This is a genomic window from Streptomyces sp. NPDC026575 (assembly GCF_055567415.1).
The window spans coordinates 245,496-270,486 of the sequence record NZ_JBVHQM010000011.1 but is presented as its reverse complement, the minus strand read 5'-3'; the positions used below and the strand labels follow the sequence as shown (position 1 = coordinate 270,486).

The 24,991-nt window shown below is 73.5% G+C and carries 23 protein-coding genes; 9 read left to right on the top strand and 14 right to left on the bottom strand.

All coding sequences use genetic code 11. The features are described 5' to 3' along the window. Positions 1–458 precede the first annotated feature (458 nt). Entirely contained in the window at positions 459–1,472 is a 1,014-nt protein-coding gene (gene trpS, locus ACZ4NB_RS18225) for a tryptophan--tRNA ligase (protein WP_467662620.1), read from the top strand. Between the two features lie 59 nt (positions 1,473–1,531). Here trpS and proC read toward each other — a convergent pair whose 3' ends face one another. The 3 genes from proC to ACZ4NB_RS18210 all read right to left on the bottom strand — a co-directional run bounded on the left by proC (position 1,532) and on the right by ACZ4NB_RS18210 (position 4,035). Next, positions 1,532–2,341 carry a pyrroline-5-carboxylate reductase gene (gene proC, locus ACZ4NB_RS18220; protein ID WP_467662619.1) on the bottom strand — a complete coding sequence of 270 codons (810 nt, stop codon included), beginning with the start codon at positions 2,339–2,341 and terminating at the stop codon, positions 1,532–1,534. A gap of 99 nt (positions 2,342–2,440) precedes the next feature. Beyond that, positions 2,441–3,232 (bottom strand): ABC transporter permease, encoded by a 792-nt coding sequence (locus ACZ4NB_RS18215; RefSeq protein ID WP_467662617.1) that lies wholly within the window; start codon positions 3,230–3,232, stop codon positions 2,441–2,443. Then, a complete protein-coding gene (locus ACZ4NB_RS18210; RefSeq protein ID WP_467662615.1) occupies positions 3,229–4,035 on the bottom strand; it encodes an ABC transporter ATP-binding protein in 807 nt (268 codons plus the stop codon). The genes ACZ4NB_RS18215 and ACZ4NB_RS18210 overlap by 4 nt, the downstream gene beginning before the upstream one ends. 252 nt (positions 4,036–4,287) lie before the next feature. Between ACZ4NB_RS18210 and ACZ4NB_RS18205 the strand changes: the two genes are divergently transcribed. The 3 genes from ACZ4NB_RS18205 to ACZ4NB_RS18195 all read left to right on the top strand — a co-directional run bounded on the left by ACZ4NB_RS18205 (position 4,288) and on the right by ACZ4NB_RS18195 (position 8,042). Continuing rightward, positions 4,288–4,689, top strand: a complete 402-nt coding sequence (locus ACZ4NB_RS18205) for a hypothetical protein (protein WP_467662613.1) — start codon at positions 4,288–4,290, stop codon at positions 4,687–4,689. A 225-nt stretch (positions 4,690–4,914) separates the two neighbouring features. After that, positions 4,915–6,492 carry a SulP family inorganic anion transporter gene (locus ACZ4NB_RS18200; RefSeq protein ID WP_467662611.1) on the top strand — a complete coding sequence of 526 codons (1,578 nt, stop codon included), beginning with the start codon at positions 4,915–4,917 and terminating at the stop codon, positions 6,490–6,492. A 140-nt stretch (positions 6,493–6,632) separates the two neighbouring features. Beyond that, a complete protein-coding gene (locus tag ACZ4NB_RS18195) occupies positions 6,633–8,042 on the top strand; it encodes a M1 family metallopeptidase (protein WP_467662609.1) in 1,410 nt (469 codons plus the stop codon). 168 nt (positions 8,043–8,210) lie between these two features. Here the strand turns inward: ACZ4NB_RS18195 and ACZ4NB_RS18190 are convergent, their stop codons facing one another. From ACZ4NB_RS18190 to ACZ4NB_RS18170, 5 genes are all read right to left on the bottom strand, one after another. Beyond that, positions 8,211–8,717, bottom strand: coding sequence for a glycine-rich domain-containing protein (locus tag ACZ4NB_RS18190; RefSeq protein WP_467662607.1), 507 nt, complete (start codon positions 8,715–8,717; stop codon positions 8,211–8,213). 129 nt (positions 8,718–8,846) lie between these two features. After that, positions 8,847–9,395: an SRPBCC family protein gene (locus tag ACZ4NB_RS18185; RefSeq protein WP_467662605.1), complete on the bottom strand. Its 549-nt coding sequence runs from the start codon at positions 9,393–9,395 to the stop codon at positions 8,847–8,849. Between the two features lie 54 nt (positions 9,396–9,449). Next, positions 9,450–10,067: a TetR/AcrR family transcriptional regulator gene (locus ACZ4NB_RS18180; RefSeq protein WP_467662603.1), complete on the bottom strand. Its 618-nt coding sequence runs from the start codon at positions 10,065–10,067 to the stop codon at positions 9,450–9,452. A 236-nt stretch (positions 10,068–10,303) separates the two neighbouring features. After that, positions 10,304–10,873, bottom strand: a complete 570-nt coding sequence (locus ACZ4NB_RS18175) for a hypothetical protein (RefSeq protein ID WP_467662601.1) — start codon at positions 10,871–10,873, stop codon at positions 10,304–10,306. 73 nt (positions 10,874–10,946) lie between these two features. Beyond that, positions 10,947–11,273, bottom strand: a complete 327-nt coding sequence (locus ACZ4NB_RS18170) for a peptidase (protein WP_393498566.1) — start codon at positions 11,271–11,273, stop codon at positions 10,947–10,949. A 159-nt stretch (positions 11,274–11,432) separates the two neighbouring features. On the opposite strand from ACZ4NB_RS18170, the gene ACZ4NB_RS18165 reads away from it, so the two are divergent. Next, a complete protein-coding gene (locus tag ACZ4NB_RS18165) occupies positions 11,433–13,730 on the top strand; it encodes a protein kinase domain-containing protein (protein ID WP_467662599.1) in 2,298 nt (765 codons plus the stop codon). 172 nt (positions 13,731–13,902) lie between these two features. On the opposite strand, the gene ACZ4NB_RS18160 is transcribed toward ACZ4NB_RS18165, so the two are convergent. Then, positions 13,903–14,109: a hypothetical protein gene (locus ACZ4NB_RS18160; protein ID WP_467662597.1), complete on the bottom strand. Its 207-nt coding sequence runs from the start codon at positions 14,107–14,109 to the stop codon at positions 13,903–13,905. Positions 14,110–14,279: 170 nt separating this feature from the next. Between ACZ4NB_RS18160 and ACZ4NB_RS18155 the strand changes: the two genes are divergently transcribed. Together ACZ4NB_RS18155 and ACZ4NB_RS18150 are read left to right on the top strand one after the other, a co-directional pair. Next, complete coding sequence (locus ACZ4NB_RS18155; protein ID WP_467662595.1) at positions 14,280–15,122, top strand: helix-turn-helix domain-containing protein; 843 nt, start codon at positions 14,280–14,282, stop codon at positions 15,120–15,122. Beyond that, on the top strand, positions 15,104–15,394 hold the full coding sequence (locus tag ACZ4NB_RS18150) for a DUF397 domain-containing protein (protein WP_467662593.1): 291 nt from the start codon (positions 15,104–15,106) through the stop codon (positions 15,392–15,394). Before ACZ4NB_RS18155 ends, ACZ4NB_RS18150 begins: the two co-directional genes overlap by 19 nt. A 58-nt stretch (positions 15,395–15,452) precedes the next feature. Here the strand turns inward: ACZ4NB_RS18150 and ilvD are convergent, their stop codons facing one another. From ilvD to ACZ4NB_RS18130, 4 genes are all read right to left on the bottom strand, one after another. Continuing rightward, positions 15,453–17,303: a dihydroxy-acid dehydratase gene (gene ilvD / locus ACZ4NB_RS18145; protein ID WP_467662591.1), complete on the bottom strand. Its 1,851-nt coding sequence runs from the start codon at positions 17,301–17,303 to the stop codon at positions 15,453–15,455. A gap of 363 nt (positions 17,304–17,666) precedes the next feature. Continuing rightward, a complete protein-coding gene (locus ACZ4NB_RS18140; protein ID WP_467662589.1) occupies positions 17,667–18,299 on the bottom strand; it encodes a TetR/AcrR family transcriptional regulator in 633 nt (210 codons plus the stop codon). Continuing rightward, positions 18,296–19,120 (bottom strand): sugar phosphate isomerase/epimerase family protein, encoded by an 825-nt coding sequence (locus ACZ4NB_RS18135; RefSeq protein ID WP_467662587.1) that lies wholly within the window; start codon positions 19,118–19,120, stop codon positions 18,296–18,298. Before ACZ4NB_RS18135 ends, ACZ4NB_RS18140 begins: the two co-directional genes overlap by 4 nt. Before the next feature lie 155 nt (positions 19,121–19,275). Next, on the bottom strand, positions 19,276–20,205 hold the full coding sequence (locus tag ACZ4NB_RS18130; protein ID WP_467662585.1) for a Ppx/GppA family phosphatase: 930 nt from the start codon (positions 20,203–20,205) through the stop codon (positions 19,276–19,278). A gap of 139 nt (positions 20,206–20,344) precedes the next feature. Between ACZ4NB_RS18130 and ACZ4NB_RS18125 the strand changes: the two genes are divergently transcribed. After that, a complete protein-coding gene (locus tag ACZ4NB_RS18125) occupies positions 20,345–21,187 on the top strand; it encodes a DUF3109 family protein (RefSeq protein WP_467662584.1) in 843 nt (280 codons plus the stop codon). A 268-nt stretch (positions 21,188–21,455) separates the two neighbouring features. Here the strand turns inward: ACZ4NB_RS18125 and ACZ4NB_RS18120 are convergent, their stop codons facing one another. Then, positions 21,456–23,282, bottom strand: a complete 1,827-nt coding sequence (locus ACZ4NB_RS18120; protein WP_467662582.1) for a BACON domain-containing protein — start codon at positions 23,280–23,282, stop codon at positions 21,456–21,458. A gap of 294 nt (positions 23,283–23,576) precedes the next feature. Between ACZ4NB_RS18120 and radA the strand changes: the two genes are divergently transcribed. Continuing rightward, positions 23,577–24,989, top strand: coding sequence for a DNA repair protein RadA (gene radA / locus ACZ4NB_RS18115; RefSeq protein ID WP_467662580.1), 1,413 nt, complete (start codon positions 23,577–23,579; stop codon positions 24,987–24,989). Positions 24,990–24,991: the final 2 nt, after the last annotated feature.

The following is a 24,991-nucleotide window of genomic DNA, read 5'->3' as shown; positions in this document are numbered from 1 at the left end:
TGTTTCCGATTCCCCGTCGGAGGGGGTTTGTTCGCGCCTTTCGGCGTGATCACTACTTTAGCGGAATTCCTCGTCGGCGCGTAATCGCGCCGCGGCCCGAATTTCGGCATGCCGAAATCGTTCCCGGTGAGGGGCCGTGCAGTAGTGGTGTGCCGCGAAGCGGCGGGATGGTTGTTCCGGGGCCGGTCGGCTCCGTGGCAACTCGGAGGACACTACACGAGGGCGTGGGGTTGTTCAAACCCGTGCCGGGCACGGGTCCGCGGTGTACGTTTGCGGCATGACTACGCATGCGCGCGTACAGCAGTGGTGGCTCGCCTGACGGCGGCCGGACCACAGCGCATGCATGACCACGGCCGCCGCTTCGGCGGCCGTTCGCGTTTCCCCCTCTCGTAGCCGGCCGGCGAAGTCGGCGGTCTCGACGCGCACTCAGCGGAGTGCGGGAGAGAAGGACGGGCGAGATGGCGATGGCGACGACGGCGCGTACGCGGATCTTCAGCGGGGTGCAGCCCACGGGGCATCTGACGCTGGGGAACTACCTCGGGGCGATGCGGCGGTGGGTCGAGGTGGATCAGCACCGTGCGGAGGCGCTGTTCTGCGTGGTGGATCTGCATGCGCTGACCGTCGAGCACGATCCGGGGCGGTTGCGGCGGCTGAGTCGGCAGGCCGCGACGTTGCTGCTGGCCGCGGGGCTGGATCCGGAGTTGTGCACGGTGTTCGCGCAGAGCCGGGTCGATGAGCATGTGCGGCTGTCGTATCTGATGGAGTGCACGGCCTCCGACGGGGAGATGCGGCGCATGATCCAGTACAAGGAGAAGGCCGCCCGGGAGCAGGCGCGGGGCGGGAGCGTGCGGCTGTCGCTGCTGACCTATCCGGCGCTGATGGCGGCGGACATCCTGGCGTACGGGGCGCAGGAGGTGCCGGTCGGGGAGGACCAGGCGCAGCATGTGGAGCTCACCCGGGATCTGGCGGTGCGGTTCAACCAGCGGTACGGGGCGACGTTCGTCGTGCCCAAAGCGACGCATCCGGCGGTGGCGGCACGGGTGATGGATCTGCAGGAGCCGACGTCCAAGATGGGCAAGTCGCACGCCAGGACGGCGGGGGTGGTGTATTTGCTCGACGAGCCGGAGGTGGTCCGCAAGAAGGTGATGCGGGCGGTCACCGACGGCGGGAGCGAGGTGGTCTACGACCGGGCGGAGCGGCCGGGGGTGGCGAATCTCCTGGATGTGCTGGCCGCCTGTACGCAGGGGGATCCGGAGCGGCTGGCCGAGGGGTACTCCTCCTACGGGGCGCTGAAGAAGGACACCGCGGAGGCGGTGGTGGAGATGCTGCGGCCGGTGCGGAGCCGGCATGCGGAGCTGGCGGCGGATCCGTCGGCGGTGGATGCGGTGTTGCGGGCCGGGGCGGAGCGGGCCCGGGCGATCGCCAGGCCGCGGGTGGATGCGGCCTATCGGGCGATGGGGTTGCTGGCCTGAGGCGTGTTCTCCCCTGGGGCAGCCGGTCCGGGGGCCGGCTGCCCCGCCGCGGGGTGGGCTCAGCCGTTGCCGGTGGCCAGTTCGCGGCTGCGGTCGCGGGCGGCTTCCAGGGCGGCGATCAGCGCGGCGCGGACGCCGTGGTTCTCCAGTTCGCGGATGGCGTTGATGGTGGTGCCGGCCGGGGACGTGACGTTCTCGCGGAGTTTGACGGGGTGTTCGCCGCTGTCGCGGAGCATCACGGCGGCGCCGATGGCGGCCTGGACGATGAGGTCGTGGGCCTTGTCGCGGGGCAGGCCGAGCAGGATGCCGGCGTCGGTCATGGCCTCGACGAGGAAGTAGAAGTACGCCGGGCCGGAGCCGGAGAGGGCGGTGGCGGCGTCCTGCTGGGTCTCGGGGACGCGGAGGGTCTTGCCGACGGTTGCGAAGATCTCCTCGGCGAGGGTGAGGTGGGCGGCGCTGGCGTGGGAGCCGGCGGAGATGACGGACATCGCCTCGTCGACGAGGGCGGGGGTGTTCGTCATGACCCGGACGACCGGGGTGCCGGTGGCCAGGCGCTCCTCGAAGTAGGAGGTGGGGATGCCGGCCGCGCCGCTGATGACCAGACGGTCGACGGGGACGTGCGGGGCGAGTTCCCTCAGGAGGGTGCCCATGTCCTGGGGCTTGACGGTGAGGATGAGGGTGTCGGCGGACTTGGCGGCCTCGGCGTTGCTGACGGCCTCCACGCCGTAGCGGGCGTGGAGCTGTTCGGCGCGTTCCTGGCGGCGGGCGGTGACCAAGAGGTCGGAGGGGGCCCAGCCGCCCCGGATCATTCCGCTGAGAAGGGCTTCGCCGATTTTTCCGGTGCCGAGTACGGCGACCTTCTGGGTCATGCTGCGGTTCACCTCGCCGGTGGTGCCTGGTCGGTTACGCCGTCATCCTCGCACCCGGGCGGCGCGGGGCGCGGGTGCGTTCCGAGGGCCAAGACGGTGTCACCTCGTACGGCGGCGGAGGGTGGCGGCGCCGAGGGCGAGGACGAGGAGGGCGCAGCCGGTGACGACGGCCGCGTCGCGGACGAAGTCGGCGGTGATGTCGGGGTGTCGCAGGACCTCGTTCATTCCGTCGACGGCGTAGGACATCGGCAGGGCGTCGGAGAGCGCTTCGAGGGCGGGGTGCATGGTCGCGCGCGGGGTGAACAGGCCGCAGAGCAGGAGCTGGGGCATCAGGACGGCGGGCAGGAACTGGACGGCCTGGAACTCGGAGGCGGCGAAGGCCGAGACGAAGAGGCCGAGGGCGGTGCCGAGGAGGGCGTCCAGGACGGCGACGAGCAGGAGCAGCCAGGGGGAGCCGACGGTGTCGAGGCCCAGGGCCCAGACGGACAGCCCGGTGGCGAGGGCGGACTGGGCGATCGCCAGCAGGCCGAAGGCCAGGGCGTAGCCGCCGATCAGGTCGGCCTTGCCCAGGGGCATGGCGAGCAGGCGTTCCAGGGTGCCGGAGGTGCGTTCGCGCAGGGTGGCGATGGAGGTCACCAGGAACATCGTGATCATCGGGAAGATGCCGAGGAGGGAGGCCCCGATGCCGTCGAAGGTCTCCGGGCGGGCGTCGAAGACATAGCGGAGCAGGGCGATCATCACGCACGGGACGACCAGCATCATCGCGAGGGTGCGGCGGTCGTGGCGCAGCTGGCGCAGGACCCGGGCGGCGGTGGCCAGGGTGCGGGACGGGGAGAGCGGCGCGGTGCGCGGGCGGGGGGCCGCGGCGGGCGGGGGTGCGGTGGCGGTCATCGGGCCGGCTCCTGGGTGGTGGTGTCGTGGTGCGGGGCGGCGGTCGCGGCCTGGTCGACGAGGTGGAGGAAGGCGGCCTCGACGGTGGGTGCGCCGGTGCGGTCGCGGAGGGCCTGCGGGGTGTCCTCGGCCAGGAAGCGGCCCTCGCGCATCAGCAGGAGGCGGTCGCAGCGCTCGGCCTCGTCCATGACGTGGGAGGACACCAGGAGGGTGGTGCCCCGGTCGGTGGCGAGGGCGCGGAAGAGGTCCCACAGGTCGCGGCGCAGGACGGGGTCCAGGCCGACGGTGGGTTCGTCGAGGACGAGGAGTTCGGGGGCGCCGAGGAGGGCCACCGCGAGGGAGACCCGGCTGCGCTGGCCGCCGGAGAGGCGGCCGGCGAGGACGTCGGCGTGGCCGGTGAGGTCGACGTCCGCGAGGGCGCGGGCGACGCCGGCGCGGCGGTGGTCGCGGGCGGCGCGGCCGGGGTGCAGGACGGCGGCGAAGTAGTCGAGGTTCTGGCGGACCGTGAGGTCGTCGTAGACGGACGGGTCCTGGGTGACGTAGCCGATGCGGGGGCGCAGGGCGGGGGCGCCCGCCGGGCGGCCGAGGACGTCGAGGGTGCCGGTGACGTGGGCCTGGGTGCCGACGACGGCGCGCAGGAGGGTGGATTTGCCGCAGCCGGAGGGTCCGAGGAGGCCGGTGATCCGGCCGCGGGGGACGTGGCAGGTGAGGGCGTCGAGGACGGTGCGGCCGCCTCGGACGACGGTGAGGTCGTGGGCGTGGACGGCGGGCTCGTCGGCACCGCGGCCACCGTAATTCATCATGCGATGAATAATGCGCCGGGCGGGGTGGACCGTCAAGCGTTGCGCCGTTGGAGCGAGCAACCCGGCGGAGTGGTGTGCGATGCGGCGCGCTGAGGCACGGATCGCGCCTTGGCGGCCGCCGGCGCGAACGGAATCCTTCCCTCCTGTCCGATAACTCCGCGTTCACAGGTCGATCACATATCGACTTGCGGCGGGGCCTGTCGGCCTCGACACAATGGGGGGACCTGTCCAGCCGCGCCGGAAGGGGCGTCGATGGCGAAGATCCAGGTGGGCCGTTTCGTACGGCTCCTGTTGATCCTCATGGCCGTCGCCCTGGCCCTGCCGACCGCCGCCGACGGCGCGTTCGGAACCGACGCGGCGGCCGCGGCCGCCAGGCACAGCGCCTCCGGCGCCGGTTCCGCGAGCACCGCCCCGGTGGCCTCGGACCCCTCCGAGGACCGGGAAGCCACACTCGGCCGCTGCCTGCCGCGCCGCGGCGGGCGCTCCGCGGCCACGGTCCGCGTGCCCGCACCGCCCGGCACGGCCGTGTCGACCGACGCTCCCGTACGGACCGAGGGCGGGCTGAGCCTCGCCGCCCCGCTGACCGGCCGTCAGGCCGTGCCCGTGTCGAGATCGGGCGAACTGCCCGTCCACCACCTCGTCTTCCGCTGCTGAGCACGGCGGGCTGAGAGCTGCCCCAGGGCCTTCCCCGGCCCGCGCATCCCGACGGATCCAGCCGTCATCGCCACACCCTTCATGGCGCGCGCCGCACGGCACCGCACGGCAGCCGGCGACAGCAGGCCGACCCGGGTCGCCCTGCGCCTGCTTGCCGGGCCCGTCTCCGGGCCGGTGCCGGTGTCCGCGTGCGCCGCCGCATCCCTCATCCGCTGGAGGCACGTCATGCGTAGGTTCCGTCCTGCCCGCTCACACCCGTCCCGGCAGTCGATATCCTCCCGGCCCTCCCGCTCGGCGCGGCCCTCGCTGCCGGTCCTGCGCGCCGACTTCACCGCGTCGCTCGTCGTCTTCCTCGTCGCCGTCCCGCTGTGCGTCGGGGTGGCCGTCGCCTCCGGGGCGCCGGCCGAACTGGGGCTGCTCACCGGGATCGTCGGGGGGCTGCTCACCGGGCTGCTGCCGGGCAGCAGTCTGCAGGTCAGCGGGCCGGCCGCCGGGCTGACCATGCTGGTCTACGAGGCCGTGCAGGAGTACGGGCTCGGCGCGCTGGGCGCGCTGGTGCTGATCGCCGGGCTGCTGCAACTGGCGATGGGGGCGCTGCGGCTGGGCCGCTGGTTCAGGGCCATCTCGGTCGCGGTCGTCCAGGGCATGCTGGCGGGCATCGGGCTGGTGCTGATCGCCGGGCAGCTGTACACCCTGGTCGACGCCGAGGCGCCCGGTGGCGGGCCGGCGAACCTGGCCGGGCTGCCGCGGCTCGCGGCGGATACCGCCGGGTCGCCGAGCGCGCTCGTGGCGCTGGCGATGGGCGCCTCGACGATGGCGCTGCTGGTGCTGTGGCCACGGTGGCGGCGGGCGGCGCGGGTGCTGCCGGCGCCGCTGGTGGCGGTGGCCCTGGCGACCGCCGTGGTGTTCGTCTGGGACCTGCCGGTGGCGCGGGTCGAAGTGCAGGGCCTGCTGGATGTCGTACAGCCGCCGGGCGGGGCGGACTTCGCGCGGCTGGTGGAGGCGGGGGCGGTGGCCGGTGCGCTGGGCACCGTGCTGGCGTTCACGCTGATCGCGTCGGCGGAGTCGCTGTTCAGCGCGGCCGCGGTGGACCGGCTGCACGACGGGCCGCGGACCGACTACGACAAGGAGCTGATGGCGCAGGGCGCCGGCAACACCGTCTGCGGACTGCTCGGCGCGCTGCCGATGACCGCGGTGATCGTCCGCAGCTCCGCGAACGTGCGGGCCGGGGCGCGCACCAAGGTGTCCCGAGTGCTGCACGGGGTGTGGCTGCTGGTCTTCGCGGCGGCGTTCCCGGCGGCGCTGGGCGCGGTGCCGATCGCGGCGCTGGCCGGTGTGCTGGTGCACGCCGGCTGGAAGCTGCTCCCGGTCGGGGAGTGGCGCCCGCTGTGGCGGGAGCACCGGGGTGAGGCCGTGGTGCTGGCCGCCACCGCGGTGGCGATCGTGGCCACCAACATGTTCGAGGGGGTGCTGCTGGGGCTGCTGATGGCGATCGCCAAGTCGGCGTGGGAGACCTCGCATGTGCACCTGGAGATCGCGGGACTGGAGGAGCCCGAGGGGACGTCCGCTCCGGGCTCCCGGCGCCCGGTCCGCGTACGGGCCGTCGGCAACGCCACCTTCCTGCGGCTGCCCAAGCTGCTCGACCAGTTGGAGGCGCTGCCCCGGGACCGGGAGGTCGAGCTGGACCTGTCCGGGCTGCGCCACCTCGACCACGCGTGTGCGGCCGCGCTCGGCAACTGGGAGGAGCAGCGCCGCGGACCGGAGGGAACCGCGCAGCACACGGCGCCGTCGATCGCGCCGTAACGCGGGCCGGCGGGGGGGCGTCGCTTCCTCTCAGAACGGAGAGACACCGGAAAGACACCCCCTAACCGGTAGCGGAGGGGCGTAGCGGCGGAAATGACCGTAGGGTCGGGGAACTTGTGACCACCGACCTGAGGAGCGCTGTGAACCGCCGGCCCCTTCGCTGCTGCGGTGCGACCGCGGCACTGCCCGTCGCCCTGCTGCTGTCCTCGTGCACGAGCGCGGCCGTCGGCACCCAGGGGGCGGCGGGCAGCGGCGGGGTGGGCGACCCCCTCTTCCCGGCGCTCGGCAACGGCGGCTACCAGGTCAGCCACTACGGGCTCGATCTCGACTACGACGTCGCGCACCGGCACCTCGACGCCACCGCCGAGATCACCGCCCGGGCCGAGCAGGACCTGCGCTCGTTCAAGCTCGATCTGCAGGGGCTGCGGGTGTCCGCCGTCCGGGTCGACGGCGAGGACGCCGCGTTCTCCCGCAAGGGGCACAAACTGACGGTGACTCCGCGGGACGGGATCGCCAAGGGCGCGCGGTTCCGTACGACCGTCGACTACGGCGGGACCCCGCAGGAGATGGAGGATCCGGACGGGTCGACGGAGGGCTGGGTCAAGACCGCCGACGGGGCGTTCGTGTCGGGTGAGCCGGCGGGGGCCATGACGTGGTTCCCCGGGAACAACCACCCGGGCGACAAGGCGACCTACGACTTCAAGATCACCGTGCCGCGGCAGTACACCGCCGTCGCCAACGGGGAACTGCGGTCGGAGAAGGTCTCCAAGGGGAAGGCCACCTTCGAATGGCACAACCCGCAGCCGATGGCCAGCTATCTGGCCACCGCCACCATCGGGAAGTTCGACGTCCGCACGTCCCGTACGCCCGACGGGCTGCCGCTGTACGTCGCGGTGGACCCCGCGGAGGCCAAGGCGAGCAAGGAGCCGCTGGAGCGGCTGCCGGAGATCATCAAGTGGGAGAGCGGGCTGTTCGGGAAGTACCCGTTCTCCTCGGCGGGCGCGATCGTCGACCACACCCCGGAGCGGATCGACTGGTACGCCCTGGAGTCCCAGACCAAGCCGGTCTACGCCGGGGCGCCGGACACCGTGACCGTGGTGCACGAGATGGCCCACCAGTGGTTCGGCGACTCGGTGACGCCGAAGACCTGGCGGGACACCTGGCTCAACGAGGGCTTCGCGACCTACGCCGAGTGGCTGTGGGAGGAGCACGAGGGCGGCAAGACGCCGCAGCAGCAGTTCGACGCGCTCTACGCCGACGACGAGGACAACGAGCGCTGGGACTTCCCCGCGGGCAAGCCGGCCGCGGCGAAGGACGTGACCGCGGAGCCCGTCTACGAGCGCGGCGCGATGGTGCTCCAGCAGCTGCGCAAGGCCGTCGGCGACAAGACCTTCTTCAAGATCCTCAAGGAGTGGCCCGCCGAATTCCGCTACCGCAACGCCGATTCGAAGGACTTCATCGCCTTCTGCCAGGCCCGCACGGACGTGGATCTGACCGATCTGTTCGCCGACTGGCTCTACGGCAAGGGCAAGCCGGACTGGGAGTACTGAGCGGCCGCCCGCGCACGCACACCGCGCACCCACGCCGCGCACGCACACCGCGGACGGCCCCCGGCTCCCACGGAGCGCGGTACTGCCCAGGACCGGTCCCGGGGTCTGCCCGGGGTCTGCCCGGGGTCTGCCCGGGGTCTGCCCGGGGTCTGCCCGGGGGGCGGGCCCCTAGTCGCCCCCTCCCCCGCCGCAGCCCGAACCGCACGACGAACCGCACGAGGAGCCGCAGGAGGAGGTGCCGCAGCCGCCGCCCGGGTGGGGCTTGCGCCGGCACTTCGCCCCCGCCGGGGCCAGCGCGCTCGTCGAGGTCGGCCACAGTTCCTTGTCCGCGCTGAACCCCGCCTCCTCGATCAGGGCCACGGTCGGCAGATGCCCCTCCGCGCCGTGTCCGGAGGCGCCGGGCTCGTCGGGATAGTGGTGCACGAAGCGTCCGAGCCGGGCGCACAGCTCGGCGTAGAGCGCCGTGTGCAGGATGAGGGCGTGCCACCCCTCGTCGACCACGCGCGAGGGACGGATGGACGCCGTCGGGAACTTCGCGGCGGCCACGACGAACTTGAGTGCCTCGTCCACCACCCGCCCGGCCATCGGCGCGTCCATGCCGGGGTTGTTGTCCATGACCGTGGCGACGACACCTCTGAACGCCTCAGGAGCGAGCAAGCCGCGTACTTCGTGCATGTGCGTGCCTTCCTTCCCGGTGTGGTTCCCCTGGGCCCGCCCCTGCCGTACGGTCCGCCGGGAGACGGCCCGGCCGGGGCGGGAGTCGCTGCGCCCGGTCGCCCCGTGCGCCGCTGCAGCCCGTGCGCTTCACCCCACGCGCCGCTCGCCGCGCTCGGGGCTGTCGGCGGCGCCGGGCGGGGGTGACTCCAGATGGCGCTTGAGGCGCTGGAGTGTGCTGCCGATGTGGGTGTGGTTGGCGCCGATCCGGTCGGAGACGCCCGTGACGAGGGCGGCGACGGGGATGAACCACAGCGGCACCCGCAGCCAGTTGGTCTCGGTGATGGTGCAGCCCTGTGGCGCGGGCGCGATGTCGTACTGCCAGCGGGAGATGGGGATGCCGAGCGGCGCCGTCACCTCGTAGGCGAAGCGCCGGCCCGGCTCGGCGTCCGTGATCCGGCAGTCGGTGTACCAGCGGCGCGGGCCGTTGCGGTTGTGGCCGCGGAAGCGGGCGCCCACCGCCGGGGCCGTGGCGCCGCCCAGCCAGCGGGCGCGGTGCGCCTCCTCGCCGAGGCGGACCATCACCAGCGGATCGCTCACGACGCGGTACGCCTCGGCGGGGGTCACCTCGACGGTCACCGTGCCCGAGGCCGCGGGGTCCGGGAATCTCGGGATGCGCGACGGGCGCGGCAGGGGCATCTCACCCTCCTCGGCTGATGTAATCAGCGATTACATCAGCGGGCGGGGTGGCGGTCAAGACCCTGTGGATTCCGGGGAGTTGGCGATGCCCGCGCCGAAGGTGTCCAGGACCTGCTCGGCCAGCGTCTCCGCCCGCTCCGGCGGCAGATACCCGTCGACGATCATCTGCGACAGCCCGTAGACCACCGCCTGGCCCGCCAGGCCCACCGTCGCGGGATCGCCGGGGCGCAGCACTCCGGCCTTCTGGTCGGCGACGATGATGTCGGTGAAGGCCCGCTCGATGTCGGAGAGCCGCTGGTGCAGCTCGGCGGGCCGGCTGTCGCCGAACACCCTGGTCTTGATCAGCTCGAAGCGGCGCGGGTGGCGGATCGCGAACCGGACGAAGCCCAGGCCGAAGGCGCGCATCACCGAGCCCTCGGCGCCGGCGACCATGCCCGTCTGCCACTGTGCGAAGTCGGCCAGGATCCGGTCGGCGACCGCCGTCAGCAGCGCCTGCCGGTCGGCGAAGTGCCGGAACGGCGCGCCCGGCGACACCCCCGCCCGGCGTGCGACCTCACGTACGGTCACCTGCTCCATCCCGCGCTCGTCCAGGAGCTCGATCGCCGCGGAGGTGAGCGCGGCGGGGAGGTCGCCGTGGTGATAGCCAGCGCGTTCCGTGGTCTTGCCCGTCATGCACGCAGTGCTACCACACGCCCGCGCGCGGCGGCCCGGCGTGCCGGAGTCGACGGGAGGCCGCCTAGGGCCTGTCGATGGGTCGGGCCCGGCCAGGACCCATCGGACAGGCCCTAGCTGTATTGACCCGCCGTCGTGCGCGCGACCGCCGGGCGCCGTGCTCGTGCCCTATAGGACAAGGTGGGCGGGCGCAGTGTGACACCCGGCCGGGCGAGCGGCCCGGGCCGCCCACGGAGTCAGCGGCGCTTGCCGGGCTTCTTCTTCGCGGAGGGGCCGTTCTTGGCGGACGAGGTGCCCTTGGCGGCCGGGTTGCCGGTGCGGGCGCTGCGGCGGCGCGCGTGGCGCTCGCGGGCCGCCGTGTACTCGGCGCGGTGCAGCTTCTCGCCGGGGGCCTCCCTCAGGCTGCGGCAGAAGTACGCGAGCAGCGAGCCGATGAAGCCGATCAGCATCAGGCTCTGCCCGGACGACCCGGCGGCGCTGTGGGCGGCCGGGTCGGGGCGGCGCACGAAGCCGTCCCAGGTGCGGCGGAAGGCCAGCGCGCTGCAGATCGCGAAGCCGGCGACGACCAGGATGCCGACGAACGGGCCGACGGCGGCGATCTCCAGGCCCTGGAAGGCGAACCGCAGCACGACCGCGCCGACCGCGGCGAGCGCCAGCGAGCCCACCGCGACGCCGACCCGGCGCAGGGCGTAGCCGCCGTCGTGATGGACCCAGGTGGTGCCGAAGAACCGGATCTCCTCCGGTTCGGGGCCACCCTCGGGGCCGCCGCGCTCCGGGCTCCCGGCGGGGGTCTGCGCATCGCTCATGGCTCGATTATCCCCGCCGGGCCGTACGGGCCGGCAGGCCCGCCCCGCCTGCGCCGAGGGCGCCCGCCGCGCCTCAGCCGCCCATGCAGCGCGGCGCGACCATCACATCGCTGCCCGTGTGGACGTAGGTGTCGGAGACGTACTGGCCGGTGCCGATGTTGTCCCAGAGGTCCGAGGTGCCGTACGGGCCGCTGACCCGCTGGCCGTGCCGCTGGCAGCGGATCTCGATCCGTGCCCCTTCCGGCAGCAGGCGGACGACCGGGTAGTTCGTGCCGGGGCCCTTGCGGACCTTGACGCGGTAGCCGGGCGCGATCGGATAGACCAGACCGCCACCGGAGGCGGCGGCGAGCACCTCGCCGGCAGCCTGCTCGGAATCGCCCTGTATGTCCTGCGTTGTCATTTCTTGCTCCCCCGTTGACGGCGCCGTTTTGATCATGTTCGTTTCCATTCCGCAACGCGCACGCTAGCAAGCTTCGTTCATCTCGTACGCGCCATCGACTAGGCTCCGCGCGTCGCACCTGCGACCGAATGGCACAGGGAATGACACGGGGGTGGAACCATGCCGTCGCTGCGCGATTCCGGGGTCGGCCCGGAAGCGGAGCGTCCGGAGTACGCCGGCCAGTACCGCCTGGAGGCGCGGCTCGGCGCCGGCGGTATGGGCGTGGTCCACCTGGCCCGCTCGTCCTCCGGACTGCTGCTCGCGGTCAAGGTCATCCACGCCGAGTTCGCCCAGGACCCGGAGTTTCGCGGGCGGTTCCGGCAGGAGGTGGCGGCTGCGCGGCGGGTCAGTGGCGCCTTCACCGCGCCGGTCGTGGACGCCGACCCGGATGCCGAACGCCCCTGGATGGCCACCCTCCACATTCCCGGGCCGACGCTTTCGGACCATGTGAAGCGGAACGGCCCGCTGGCGCCCGGCGAGGTGCGGCAGCTGGCCGCGGGGCTCGCCGAGGCACTGCGCGACATCCATCGCGCCGGGGTGGTGCACCGCGACCTCAAGCCGGGGAACGTACTGCTGGCCGCCGACGGCCCGAAAGTCATCGACTTCGGCATCTCGCGCCCCTCCGACAGCGAAATGCGCACCGAGACCGGCAAGTTGATCGGCACACCGCCGTTCATGGCGCCCGAGCAGTTCCAGCGGCCGCGCGAGGTGGGGCCCGCCGCGGACGTCTTCGCACTGGGTTCGGTGCTGGTGCACGCCGCCACCGGGAGCGGGCCGTTCGACTCCGAGAGCCCCTACCTCGTCGCGTATCAGGTCGTGCACGACGAGGCCGATCTGGCGGGTGTGCCGCAGGAGTTGGCCCCGCTGATCGAGAGCTGCCTGGCGAAGGACCCGGCGGACCGCCCGACCCCGGACGCGCTGCGGGAGATGCTGCGGACCGACGACCCGGTGGGCCTGGCCGTGGACGGCGCGCCGCGGGGAGCGGTGCGGGGCAGGTTGGACGACGGCGCGGTGCCGGACGTGCGGATCCCGGAGCAGCGGCAGCCCGTACGGGCCGAGCCCACCCCGCCGCGCGCCGAGACCACGCACGTACGCTCGCCCGCCCCTCTCGTCGAACCGGCCCCCGACGCCGGACCGGCGCCCCTCGACGCCCCGGCCCCGCCCGCTCCCGGCCCACGCGGTGCCACCCGCTCCCCGAGCCGCCGCCGCTGGCCCCTGTGGGCGGCGCTGGCCCTGGTCGCCACCGGGGCGGGCGCGTTCACCGGGGCCCAGGCGCTCTTCCCCTCGGACCCCGGCCGGGACCCGGCGCTGCAGACCCGCCCCTCCCGCCCCGGCGAGGGCTTCCGCGCCTGGCACACCACCCTCATCGAGCGGCCCAAGGGGCACGACGCCGAACTGCCCTTCTGCACCAGTGGATCCGGCGCCGTCTTCTGCGGCCAGAAGGGTGTGCTGGCCGCCCGGCTCGACCCGGACACCGGCCGGGTGGCATGGCGGCGCACCGAGGACTCCCCCGGCAAGTACGCCGCCTCACCGGCCGCCCCGGTGCTCTCCGGCGGCCTGCTGTACGTCTTCTCCGCCGACGCCACCCGACTGCTGGCGCTCGATCCGTCGCCCGGCGGCAAGGGCGCCGTCCGCTGGAGCACGAACCTCACCCGATACGAGGGCGGCGCCGCGGTCATCGGGAACCGCGTCCTGCTGGCGGCCGGGGACGGCACGGTCACCGCCCTGGACAGCACCACCCACCGCGAACGCTGGCACCGGCGCTACCCCGGCCACCAGCTCCCGCTGTTCGCCGGATTCGGCGACCCGCACACCGCCTACGCCGCCGAACCCACCCCCGACGGCACGGCCTCGCAGGTCACCGCCATCGACGTGGCCGACGGCCGGGTCCGCTGGTCGCGCCGGCTGCCGGGGGTGCTCACCCCGGCCGGGACCGGCCCGTCCGGGGCGCTCTACCTCACCGCCACCGACCCCAAGCTCTCCTACCGCACCACCGCCGTCGTCCGCTACGACCCGGCGAGGGGGCACAGCCGCCGCCTGCCGCTGACCGCGCCCCTGGACGGCGTGGCCGCCGTGGTGCACGACGAGACGGTGTACCTGCTGGCCGAGGGCGGTGCGCTGCAGGCCGTCGGGGCCCGTAAGTGGGACACCGAGACCTCGGTCAGCCGGGGGTCGGCGCCCGTGGTGAGCGGCAACCGGCTGTTCTTCACCGCCGCGGACGGCCGGCTGCTGGCGATGGACGCCCGGTCGGGCGCGCTGATCGGCCAGACCCCGCCCCGGCTGACCGCCGCCCGGCACAACGGGTTCGTGGAGTCGCTGCCCGCACCCCGGGTGGACGGCGCACGGGGCTCGGTCTACGCCGCGGCACCGGACGGCACGGTGTTCGGCGCGCCGACGAAGGACCCGGCGGGCTGGTGAGAGCCCGCCCCCGGGCCCCGGTGGCAGCGGCAGGCACAGACCTCCCGCCGGACACCGGGCACCGGGGCGGCGCCGGTCCGCGCGAACCCCTTGTCGCAGGCCGCGTGGGTCCCGATGTGGCACGACGGGGAGATGTAGGGGCGGCCGGTCACGTCGTCCGTCACGTCCTCCGTCACCTCTCGGCCTTCGCGAGCACCTGGATCAGCCGACGCACCGTCTCCAGATTGCAGCGCCCCAACTCGACCAGGGGGTAGGGCTGTTCACGGGTGTACGACACCGGGTCGACCCCCAACGACGGCAGCACGACACCGACCCGCCGGAGCAACCCGGCCAGCTCGCCGCACGCCGCCTCCGCCTCGTCCATCCGGCCTGTGGCCATGGCTAACGCTCCTGTCCGCCGTTTCCCTGTGGGGCCGACCGGTCACGACTACGGTGAGTGGCCCGGTCATTACGAGGATGGACGGGTGAAAGGGCGCGAACCCCCAATTGCGGGGCGTAGTTCCGGGCCCTGGGTCACTAGTTCCGCACCTGCCCCGGAGGAGGGTCGCCATGCCGCCGAGAAGCGTCGTCACCGGACGCAGCACGGACCCGCGTCGACGATTCGCGGAGGAGCTGCGATTACTGCGCACGCAGCGCGGGGAGAGCCTGCGGCAGCTCGGCGAGGCGCTCGGGTGGGACGCGTCCCTCTTCGGGAAGATGGAGCGCGGCCAGACGATCGGCAGCCCGGAGGTCGCCGAGGCGCTCGACCAGCACTACGGGACACCCGGACTGCTGCTGGCGCTGTGGGAGTTGGCGGCGGCGGATCCCACGCAGTTCAAGGAGCGGTACCGCCGCTACATGTCTCTTGAGTCCGAGGCGGTCAGCCTCTGGCACTACGCCGTGGCCCTTCTGCCTGGCCTGCTCCAGACAGAGGGCTACGCGCGCGCCCTGCTCTCGGCAGGCGGTCTCACCGGCGACGCGCTGACCCGGCAGGTGGATGCGCGCATAGCACGCTGCGAGGTGCTGCACGCAGACAATGCACCGCAGTTCCGCACGATCCTGTCCGAAGGTGTGCTGCGCACGCCGTTGGCCGACGCCAGCGAGTGGCGGAAGCAGCTTGAACACCTCGTTGCCATGGGAGAGCGAACGAACGTCGCCGTTCAAGTCGTGCGACACGACGCCGGACTGCATGCCCTGACCAATACCCACACCATGTTTCTGCGGCTCCCAGGCGGCCGCACCGTGGCCTGGGTGGAGACCGGGTACTCGGGTGAACTCGTCCAGGAATCGGCTTCAGTTGAGCGTCTGCAACACGCGTACGATGCCGTGCGCGACCTGGCGTTGAGCCCGGCCGACTCGCGGAAGTTCATCATCCAGACGTTGGAGGAAGTGCCGTGCGAACCATCGACCTGAGCACCGTCACCTGGCGCAAGTCCAGCTACAGCAACCAGGACGGCGGCGAATGCGTCGAGGTCGCCGACGAACTCCTGCACGCCGTCACCTGGCGCAAGTCCAGCTACAGCAACCCGGACGGCGGCCAGTGCGTCGAAGTCTCCGACGACTTCCCCGCCCTCGTCCCCGTCCGCGACAGCAAGGACCCCAACGGTCCCGCGCTGCTCTTCCCCGCGGCGGCCTGGGCCTCGTTCGTCACCGCCGTGAAGGGCGGGGAGCTGCCCGCCGTCTGACGGTCCGACGCGAAGGAGCCCCCACCGAGGTGGGGGCTCCTTCGCGTCAACGGGCGGCTCAGCCCAGCTTGTTCACGTCCCGCACCGCGCCCTTGTCCGCGCTGGTGGCCATCGCCGCGTAGGCCCGCAGCGCCGCCGACACCTTGCGTTCGCGCTGCTTGGGCGCGTACACGCCGCCCAGGGCCTCCCGGCGGGCGGCCAGCGTCGCGTCGTCCACGAGGAGGTCGATGGTCCGGTTCGGGATGTCGATGCGGATGCGGTCGCCGTCCTCGACGAGGGCGATGGTGCCGCCGGAGGCCGCCTCGGGGGAGGCGTGGCCGATGGACAGGCCGGAGGTGCCGCCGGAGAAGCGGCCGTCGGTGACCAGCGCGCATGCCTTGCCCAGTCCGCGGCCCTTGAGGAACGACGTCGGGTAGAGCATCTCCTGCATGCCGGGGCCGCCCTTGGGGCCCTCGTAGCGGATGACGACGACGTCGCCCTCCTTGATCTGCTTGGTGAGGATCTTGTCGACGGCCTCTTCCTGCGACTCGCAGACCACGGCCGGGCCCTCGAAGGTCCAGATGGACTCGTCGACGCCGGCGGTCTTCACCACGCAGCCGTCCTCGGCGATGTTGCCCTTGAGGACCGCCAGTCCGCCGTCCTTGGAGTAGGCGTGCTCGACGGAGCGGATGCAGCCGCCCTCGGCGTCGGTGTCCAGCGTCTCCCAGCGCTCGGACTGGGAGAAGGCGGTCGCCGAGCGCTTGCAGCCGGGGGCGGCGTGCCACAGCTCGACGGCTTCGGCGGAGGGCGAACCGCCGCGCACGTCCCAGGTCTTGAGGTGCTCGGCGAGGGTCGCGGAGTGGACGGAGTGCACGTCCTCGTTGAGCAGTCCGCCGCGGTAGAGCTCCCCGAGGATCGCGGGGATGCCGCCGGCGCGGTGCACGTCCTCCATGTAGTACGTGCCGCCGGGCGCCACGTTCGGGGCGACCTTGGCCAGGCAGGGGACGCGCCGCGAGACCTCGTTGATGTCCTTGAGGTCGTAGTCCAGCTCGGCCTCCTGGGCGGCGGCGAGCAGATGCAGGATCGTGTTCGTGGAGCCGCCCATGGCGATGTCGAGCGCCATGGCGTTCTCGAAGGCGGCGCGGGTGGCGATGTTGCGCGGCAGGACGGACTCGTCGCCGTCCTCGTAGTAGCGCTTGGTGATCTCCACGACCGTGCGGCCGGCGTTCTCGTAGAGCGCCTTGCGGGCGGTGTGGGTGGCCAGGACCGAGCCGTTGCCGGGCAGCGAGAGGCCGATGGCCTCGGTCAGGCAGTTCATCGAGTTGGCGGTGAACATGCCGGAGCAGGAACCGCAGGTGGGGCAGGCGTTCTCCTCGATGCGGAGGACGTCCTCGTCCGAGACGCTGTCGTTGACCGAGTCGACGATGGCGTTGATCAGGTCGAGCTTGCGGACCGTGCCGTCCACGAGGGTGGCCTGGCCGGCCTCCATCGGGCCGCCGGAGACGAAGACCACCGGGATGTTCAGGCGCATCGCGGCCATCAGCATGCCGGGGGTGATCTTGTCGCAGTTGGAGATGCAGATCAGCGCGTCGGCGCAGTGCGCCTCGACCATGTACTCGACGGAGTCCGCGATCAGGTCGCGGGAGGGCAGCGAGTAGAGCATGCCGCCGTGGCCCATGGCGATGCCGTCGTCGACGGCGATGGTGTTGAACTCGCGGGGGACGGCGCCGGCGGCCCGGATGGCGTCGGAGACGATCCGGCCGACGGGGGCGAGGTGGGTGTGGCCGGGCACGAACTCGGTGAAGGAGTTGGCCACGGCGACGATCGGCTTGCCGATGTCCTCGCTCGCTACACCCGAGGCCCGCATAAGGGCGCGGGCGCCCGCCATGTTGCGGCCATGGGTAACGGTGCGGGACCTCAGCTCAGGCACGATGGTCACTCCCTCGGAAATCATGTAGCAGCTGCATCCGAGATTACGCTCTTGATCCAAGATCCGGACGCCGACTCCGGCATGTGAGACGGCTGCCCGCAGTACGGACGGCCGGCCGGGTGCGCCGGATCCGTTGTGCGGAGGGCCGGTACGGCCGGTTTTCCCTCGTGCGGTCAGCCGGCCCGTACGGCCAGTTCCCTCGTGCGGACGGCCGGCCGGGTACGCCCGCTCCGTTGTGCGGACGGCCGGCCCGCCCGCACTCCAGGAATACCGCCCCCGCCCTCCCCGTTGTGGCCCCGCAGGGGGCCCTCGCGCCCCCTAGGCGATCCGTTCGACCGCCCCTTACGGGACGCACCCCGCCCCCTACGGGACAGTCAGATACCTCTGCAACGTCGGCGCGACCATCGCGATGATCTCCTCCGTGTCCGCGGAGGCGACCGGGTCCATCTTGATCACATAGCGCAGCAGCGCGATGCCGATGAGGTGGCCCGCGGCCAGCTGCACCCGGAACTCGGGGTCGGGGACGCTCAGTTCGCCCGCCAGCCGCTGCAGCATCCGGCGCTCGATCAGCCCGCGCAGCACCGCCGCCGCGGTGTCGTTGGTCAGCGCCGAACGCATGATCGCCAGCAGCGGCGGCCGGCTGACCGGGTTCTCCCAGACCCCGAACATGAAGCGGGCCATCCGCTCGCCCACCTCGGCGCCGCCGCCCGCGAGGGCGTCCGGCATGGTCAGCGCGGGCGCGAAGGACAGCTCGATGGCCGCCGCGAACACCTGCTCCTTGGTGCCGAAGTAGTGGTGCACCAGCGCCGCGTCCACCCCGGCCGCCTTGGCGATCCCGCGCACCGATGCCTTGTCGTAGCCGCGCTCGGCGAACTGCGTACGGGCCGCGGCCAGGATCCGGTCCCGGGCGCCGGGCCCGGCCTCGGCGGCGGCGCGTGCGGGGCGCCCCCGGCGCCGGGCCGGCCGCTCGGCCGCCCCGCCATCGGGCTCGCTCACGAACCCGGCACCCGGCTCGGCGAGGCCAGATGCAGCCGGGTGAAGGCCAGCGCCTCGGCCAGGTCGGCCTCGCGTTCGGCGGCGGACATCGCCCGGCGGGTGTTGACCTCGACGACCACATGCCCGTCGAAGCCGGTGGCCGCCAGCCGCTCCAGCACCTCGGCGCAGGGCTGGCTGCCGCGCCCCGGCACCAGATGCTCGTCCTTGGCGGAGCCGTTGCCGTCGGCGAGGTGGACGTGCGCCAGCCGGTCGCCCATCCGCTCCACCATCGCCAGCGCGTCGTTGCGGGCGGTGGCGGTGTGCGACAGGTCGACGGTGAAGTGCCGGTAGTCGTCGTTGGTGGGGTCCCAGTCCGGGGCGTACGCGAGCATCTCGCGGTCCCGATAGCGCCACGGGTACATGTTCTCGACGGCGAACCGCACGTCCGTCTCGCCCGCCATCCGCCACACCCCGCGGACGAACTCCCGGGCGTAGCTGCGCTGCCAGCGGAACGGCGGGTGCACGACGACGGTCGAGGCTCCCAGCCTCTCCGCGGCGTTGCGGGCCCGCTGGAGCTTCACCCACGGGTCGGTGGACCAGACCCGCTGAGTGATCAGCAGGCACGGCGCGTGGACGGCCAGGACCGGTACGCCGTGGTAGTCGGAGAGCCGGCGCAGCGCCTCGACGTCCTGGCTGACCGGATCGGTCCACACCATGACCTCGACGCCGTCGTAGCCCAGGCGCGCGGCGATCTCGAAGGCCGTCGCCGTCGACTCCGGATACACCGAGGCCGTGGACAGCGCGACCTTGGCATCCGGGATGCGCACCACTGGCTCTGTCACGAGGGACAGCGTACGGGCCGCACCTGTGCCCGGGGCGGGAGATCCGGACCGCCGCCGCCCCTGTCGGCGCAGGGCTCGCCGCCCGGTGAGAGCCCGGGGGCCGGTGGGGCTGGGGCGATGCGCGAGGCGCCCCTCCCGTACGGGCGTGACGAGTCTCACGCCGGAAGGTGGTCCAGCCGCCGCAGGATGACGCCCTCGCGCAGCGCCCACGGGCAGATCTCCAGCGTCTCCACCCCGAACAGGTCCATCGCGGCCTCGGCGACCAGCGCCCCGGCCAGCAGCTGCCGCGCCCGGCCGTCGGACACCCCCGGCAGCTCGGCGCGCTCCTTGACCGTCATCGCGGCAAGCCGCGGCACCCACTCCTCCAGGTCGCTGCGGGTCAGCTCGCGCTGGACGTACAGGCCCTCGGCCGAGCGCGCCGCGCCCGCGATCCGGGCCAGCTGCTTGAAGGTCTTGGACGTGCCGACGACCTGGTCGGGGGTCCCGTACCGGGTGAACTCGCTCACCACCCTGGCGATCTCGGCCCGCACCCGGCGGCGCAGCGCCCGCACGTCGTCCGGGTCGGGCGGGTCGCCGGGCAGGGAGCTCGCGGTGAGCCGGCCGGCGCCCTGCGGCAGCGACACCGCCACGTCCGGCTCCTCGTCGAGGCCGAAGGCGATCTCCAGCGAGCCGCCGCCGATGTCCAGCACCAGCAGCCGGCCGGCGGACCAGCCCAGCCAGCGGCGGGCGGCGAGGAAGGTGAGCCGCGCCTCGTCCTCACCGGAGAGCACCTGAAGCTCGACGCCGGTCTCCAGGCCGACCCGGCGCAGCACCTCCTCGCCGTTGGTGGCCTCGCGCACCGCGGACGTGGCGAACGGCAGCACGCTCTCGACGCCCTTGTCCTCGGCCACCTGCAGCGCCTCCTGGACGGTCGCCACCAGGCGCTCCACCCCGGCGTCACTTATGGCACCGGCGTCGTCGAGGAGCTCGGCAAGGCGCAGATCCGCCTTGTGCGAATAGGCGGGCAGCGGGCGCGCGCCCGGGTGCGCGTCCACCACCAGCAGATGGACCGTATTCGAACCCACATCGAGGACACCGAGTCTCATACGGGGAAACCTACTGCGCCGGTGGCCCGCTCCTCACGGCGCGGTGGTTTCCGCCCCGCGGCCCGCCGCGCACCGGGCGCGCGCCGGCGACCGGATTCGGCAATTCCTCAAGCCGTACCGACCCCCGTACGCTGGACCCGTGGCAAAGACGAAAAAGGCGAAGCACGAAAAAGCGCTGAAGAAGGACGAAAAGCGGCGCGCCAAGGCGGCCGCCGGGGCGCAGGCGTCGTCCGACGAGGTCGGCCTCGACTTCGCCCGCGCGTGGGTCACCTTCCCCGACCCGGGCGACGACGAGCAGCTCTTCCGCTGCGACCTGACCTGGCTGACGTCCCGCTGGACCTGCATCTTCGGCAGCGGCTGCCAGGGCATCCAGGCCGGCCGGGCCGACGACGGCTGCTGCACGCTCGGCGCGCATTTCTCGGACGAGGACGACGAGAAGCGGGTGGCCCGGCACGTGGCACGGCTCACGCCCGACCTGTGGCAGTTCCACGACGTCGGCACGCAGACCGGCTGGGTCGAGGAGGACGACGACGGCGAGCGGCAGACCCGCCGCTGGCAGGGCTCGTGCATCTTCCAGAACCGCCCCGGCTTCCCCGCCGGCGCAGGCTGCTCGCTGCACATCCTCGCGCTGCGCGAGGGCCGCGAACCGCTGGAGACCAAGCCGGACGTCTGCTGGCAGCTGCCGGTCCGGCGCACCTACGACTGGATCGACCGGCCGGACGACACCCAGGTGCTCCAGGTGACGATCGGCGAGTACGACCGGCGCGGCTGGGGCCCGGGCGGCCACGACCTGCACTGGTGGTGCACGTCGGCGACCTCGGCGCACGGCGCCGGCGAGCCGGTGTACGTCTCGTACAAGGCGGAGCTGACCGAGCTGATGGGCAAGAAGGGCTACGCCAAGCTCGCCGAGCTGTGCGAGGAGCGGCTGGCGGCGACGCTGCCGATGGCGCCGCATCCGGCGGACCCGAAGCCGGCGAAGTAGCGGAACTCCGCGAGGCCCCGGGGCGCGGGGCCGGCGCCGCTTGCCACCGTGGTGCTTTCACGGCCCGCCGGGGTGCTCCCTCGGCGGGCCGTGGCGCTTTCCCGGCTTCCTGGCGGGCCGTGCGCATCCCATCCTCGGCTCCTTGGCGGGCCGTGCGCTTCCCCGGCTCCTTGGCGGGCCGTGCGCTTCCCCGGCTCCTTGGCGGGCCGTGCGCTTCCCCGCTTCCCCGGCGGGCCGTGATGGCTTCGCGGCCCGCCGTCGTGCCGCCTCAGCCGGCCGGGCGGGTGGTGTTCGACGGCCTGGAGGTCGGCTCCGGGGTGGTCGGGCTCGGCGTCGGCGTGGACGCCGTGGGGGTGGGTGTGGGCGTCGGGGCCGTCGGTGTGGGGGTGGACGTGGGGCCCGAGGGGGTCGGCGTCGGGTTCGTGGGCGTCGGGTCCTGCGGGCCGGGGCCCGGCTCGGGGGCGCCGAAGCCCTCCAACGTCACAGCGGTCCGGCCGGGCCCGATGGCGATCCTGGCCCGCCACCGGCCCGCGGGCTCCCGGTCGTGGTCGACGTAGACCGTGATCGTCGTGGACTGCCCGGGCCGCAGCGAGCCCGCCGTATGGCTCATCAGCAGCCACGGCGCACCCGACGAGGCCGTCCAGCGCACCGGCGCGCCGCCCGAGGCGCTGAGCGTGATGACCGTCGTCCCGCCGCTCGGCTGCGCGGCCACCTCCAGCCGCCCCGGGCCCCTGGCCGCCCGGCCGGCCCGCTCGGCCGACCGCGTCGCACCGCCGTCCCCGTCGACCACCTCGACGGACACGTCCGACGGCCCCGCGCCGGCCCGCGAGCCGGGCTGGGGCGTCGTCCGGGCGTTGCCGGCGTTCTCGTACGGGCGGCCGCCCAGCTGCACGCTGCTGTCCGTGTCGCTGGCCGTCACCGCCGGTGAGTCGTCCGCGGCCTCCCCGGTGGCGGGGGCACCGCGGTAGGCCGCCCACAGGGCCAGCACCGGTGCCGCCACCACTGTGGCGACGACGGTGGTGGTCAGCGCCCGGGCCCGCAGCCTGCGGCGGCGGGCGGCCCGGTCCGTGGGGGTGCCCACGGGGAAGCCGTCGCGGTCGTAGCGAGGAGAACCGTTTGCCCCGCGCGAGCGGCCACCGCGGCCGGCGCCGGGCACGCCCTCCGCGCGCCCCGACCGGGAGCGCCGGGCCGCCGCCAGCGCGGCCAGCACCGCCTCCCCGGGGGCGCCGACCAGCGGCAGCGTGCCCCGGGCCACCGGCGCGGTGCCCGGCCACGCCCCCGGCACAGTGGCCCGTTCGGCGGTCCGGCGGCACTCGGCACAGTCGTCGACATGGCGCACCAGCTCCCGGCTCAGCGCCGCGCCCAGCAGCATCTGGCTGTCGCCCGCCAGCCGCGCGACCTCCCGACATCGCCCCGACTCGACGACGGCCAGCGCCGCCCGGGTCCGTTCGACCTCGCAGGACGCGGTGGCCAGCAGCGCACGGGTGGCGATCGGGTCGGCGCCGAGCACCGCGGCGACCTCGTCGGCGGAGAGGTGATGGCGCACCGAGAGCTCCAGCGCCTCGCGCTGCTCGGGGGTGGTGCCCGCGGCCTCCGGCCAGGCCAGTGCGGCCAGTTCCCGCTGCCGCCGCTCGGCGTCGCGGGCGGCGGTGCCCGGAGGGCCGGCCGGTGCGCCGCCGGAGGTCGCGGTCCCGTTCGATGCGCAGACCGCTCCGGCGCCCGGCCTGCCGAGCGCGGCGCCGCCCGCCTTTCTGGCGGACCCGGTCCGCTCGGCGAGCCGGCGCAGGCAGGCCCAGCGGGCCAGCGCGTAGAGCCAGGAGCGGTACAGGGCCGGATCGTCGGGGCGCCGCCCGCGGCGGTGCTCCGCGAGCGCGAGCATCTCGCCGAGCACCGCCGCCGCCGCGTCGTGGTCGCACAGGACGGACAGGCAGTACGTGAACAGCCCGTCCAGATACGGCTCATAGCCGTCGTCGCGTTCACCCGGGCCGAGCGGTACGGGCCGCTCGGCGGGCTGCGGCCGGCTCCGGCGCCGGCCGTCGCCGCGCGACCGGTGTGCGCCGGTGGAGTGCGTGGGGTGCTCGGGCCTGCTGCTCATCACCCCGGCGACGGTAGGGGGATGATGCAGCCAGGCCCGCTCGCCCGGCACACTTTTAACCCTTACGGGTGATGTTCTCCCTCAAAAGGGGACACGAACCGGCCGTTGGGGAAGGGGCGCGCTCGGCATGCGCCACCCGCTCGGCGCAACCGGCCGGATACGGGACAGCGGCCGGGCGCCGGCCGGACAGCGACCCGGCGGCGACCAGACGGCAGCCGGGCGCCGGCAGCCGGGACTCCGCTCCACGAGGACTCGGCCGAGGGCGTTGTCAGACCCCGCCGCTACGGTGACTCCATGGCAACGCGTAAAACGTCGGGCAAGGAGCGCCCCTCCTACCGCTGCACCGAATGCGGCTGGACCACCGCGAAGTGGCTCGGCCGCTGCCCCGAGTGCCAGGCGTGGGGCACCGTCGAGGAGTTCGGCGGCGCCCCTGCGGTGCGCACCACCGCGCCCGGCCGCGTCACGACGGCCGCGCTGCCCATCGGCCAGGTCGACGGCAAGCAGGCCGCCGCCCGCTCCACGGGCGTGGACGAGCTGGACCGGGTGCTGGGCGGCGGCCTGGTCCCCGGCGCCGTCGTCCTGCTGGCCGGCGAACCGGGCGTCGGCAAGTCCACCCTCCTGCTCGACGCCGCCGCCAAGGCCGCCTCCGACTCCCACCGCACGCTCTATGTGACGGGTGAGGAGTCCGCGAGCCAGGTGCGGCTGCGCGCCGACCGCATCGGCGCCATCAACGACCATCTCTACCTCGCCGCCGAGACCGACCTCTCCGCCGTCCTCGGCCACCTCGACACCGTCAAGCCCTCCCTGCTCGTCCTCGACTCCGTCCAGACCGTCGCCTCCCCCGAGATCGAGGGCGCGCCCGGCGGCATGGCCCAGGTCCGCGAGGTCGCCGGCGCCCTGATCCGCGCCTCCAAGGAACGCGGCATGTCCACGCTCCTGGTGGGCCACGTCACCAAGGACGGCGCCATCGCCGGCCCCCGCCTCCTGGAGCACCTCGTCGACGTCGTGCTGCACTTCGAAGGCGACCGGCACGCCCGCCTCCGCCTCGTGCGCGGCGTCAAGAACCGCTACGGCACCACCGACGAGGTCGGCTGCTTCGAGCTGCACGACGAAGGGATCACCGGCCTCGCCGACCCCTCGGGCCTGTTCCTGACCCGCCGCGCCGAACCGGTCCCCGGCACCTGCCTGACGGTCACCCTGGAGGGCCGCCGCCCCCTGGTCGCCGAGGTCCAGGCGCTGACCGTCGACTCCCAGATCCCCTCCCCCCGGCGCACCACCTCCGGACTGGAGACCTCCCGGGTCTCGATGATGCTGGCCGTCCTGGAGCAGCGCGGCCGGATCAGCGCCCTGGGCAAGCGCGACATCTACAGCGCGACGGTCGGCGGTGTGAAGCTCACCGAGCCCGCCGCCGACCTCGCCGTCGCCCTGGCGCTGGCCAGCGCCGCCAGCGACACCCCCCTGCCCAAGAACCTGGTCGCCATCGGCGAGGTGGGCCTCGCCGGCGAGGTCAGACGCGTCACCGGCGTCCAGCGCCGGCTGTCCGAGGCGGCCCGGCTCGGCTTCACCCACGCCCTGGTCCCCGCCGACCCCGGAAAGATCCCCGACGGGATGCGGGTCCTGGAGGTCGCCGACGTCGGACAAGCCCTGAGCGTCCTGCCCAAGCGGGTCCGCCGGGAGGCCCCACAGGAAGAGGGCGCACGCCGGTAGAC

Excerpts from the sequence above, each read along its gene's own strand:
- trpS (WP_467662620.1), top strand. The coding sequence starts at position 459 with ATGGCGATGGCGACGACGGCGCGTACGCGGATCTTCAGCGGGGTGCAG.
- proC (WP_467662619.1), bottom strand. The coding sequence starts at position 2,341 with ATGACCCAGAAGGTCGCCGTACTCGGCACCGGAAAAATCGGCGAAGCC.
- ACZ4NB_RS18215 (WP_467662617.1), bottom strand. The coding sequence starts at position 3,232 with ATGACCGCCACCGCACCCCCGCCCGCCGCGGCCCCCCGCCCGCGCACC.
- ACZ4NB_RS18210 (WP_467662615.1), bottom strand. The coding sequence starts at position 4,035 with ATGATGAATTACGGTGGCCGCGGTGCCGACGAGCCCGCCGTCCACGCC.
- ACZ4NB_RS18205 (WP_467662613.1), top strand. The coding sequence starts at position 4,288 with ATGGCGAAGATCCAGGTGGGCCGTTTCGTACGGCTCCTGTTGATCCTC.
- ACZ4NB_RS18200 (WP_467662611.1), top strand. The coding sequence starts at position 4,915 with ATGCGTAGGTTCCGTCCTGCCCGCTCACACCCGTCCCGGCAGTCGATA.
- ACZ4NB_RS18190 (WP_467662607.1), bottom strand. The coding sequence starts at position 8,717 with ATGCACGAAGTACGCGGCTTGCTCGCTCCTGAGGCGTTCAGAGGTGTC.
- ACZ4NB_RS18185 (WP_467662605.1), bottom strand. The coding sequence starts at position 9,395 with ATGCCCCTGCCGCGCCCGTCGCGCATCCCGAGATTCCCGGACCCCGCG.
- ACZ4NB_RS18180 (WP_467662603.1), bottom strand. The coding sequence starts at position 10,067 with ATGACGGGCAAGACCACGGAACGCGCTGGCTATCACCACGGCGACCTC.
- ACZ4NB_RS18175 (WP_467662601.1), bottom strand. The coding sequence starts at position 10,873 with ATGAGCGATGCGCAGACCCCCGCCGGGAGCCCGGAGCGCGGCGGCCCC.
- ACZ4NB_RS18170 (WP_393498566.1), bottom strand. The coding sequence starts at position 11,273 with ATGACAACGCAGGACATACAGGGCGATTCCGAGCAGGCTGCCGGCGAG.
- ACZ4NB_RS18165 (WP_467662599.1), top strand. The coding sequence starts at position 11,433 with ATGCCGTCGCTGCGCGATTCCGGGGTCGGCCCGGAAGCGGAGCGTCCG.
- ACZ4NB_RS18160 (WP_467662597.1), bottom strand. The coding sequence starts at position 14,109 with ATGGCCACAGGCCGGATGGACGAGGCGGAGGCGGCGTGCGGCGAGCTG.
- ACZ4NB_RS18155 (WP_467662595.1), top strand. The coding sequence starts at position 14,280 with ATGCCGCCGAGAAGCGTCGTCACCGGACGCAGCACGGACCCGCGTCGA.
- ACZ4NB_RS18130 (WP_467662585.1), bottom strand. The coding sequence starts at position 20,205 with ATGAGACTCGGTGTCCTCGATGTGGGTTCGAATACGGTCCATCTGCTG.
- ACZ4NB_RS18120 (WP_467662582.1), bottom strand. The coding sequence starts at position 23,282 with ATGAGCAGCAGGCCCGAGCACCCCACGCACTCCACCGGCGCACACCGG.
- radA (WP_467662580.1), top strand. The coding sequence starts at position 23,577 with ATGGCAACGCGTAAAACGTCGGGCAAGGAGCGCCCCTCCTACCGCTGC.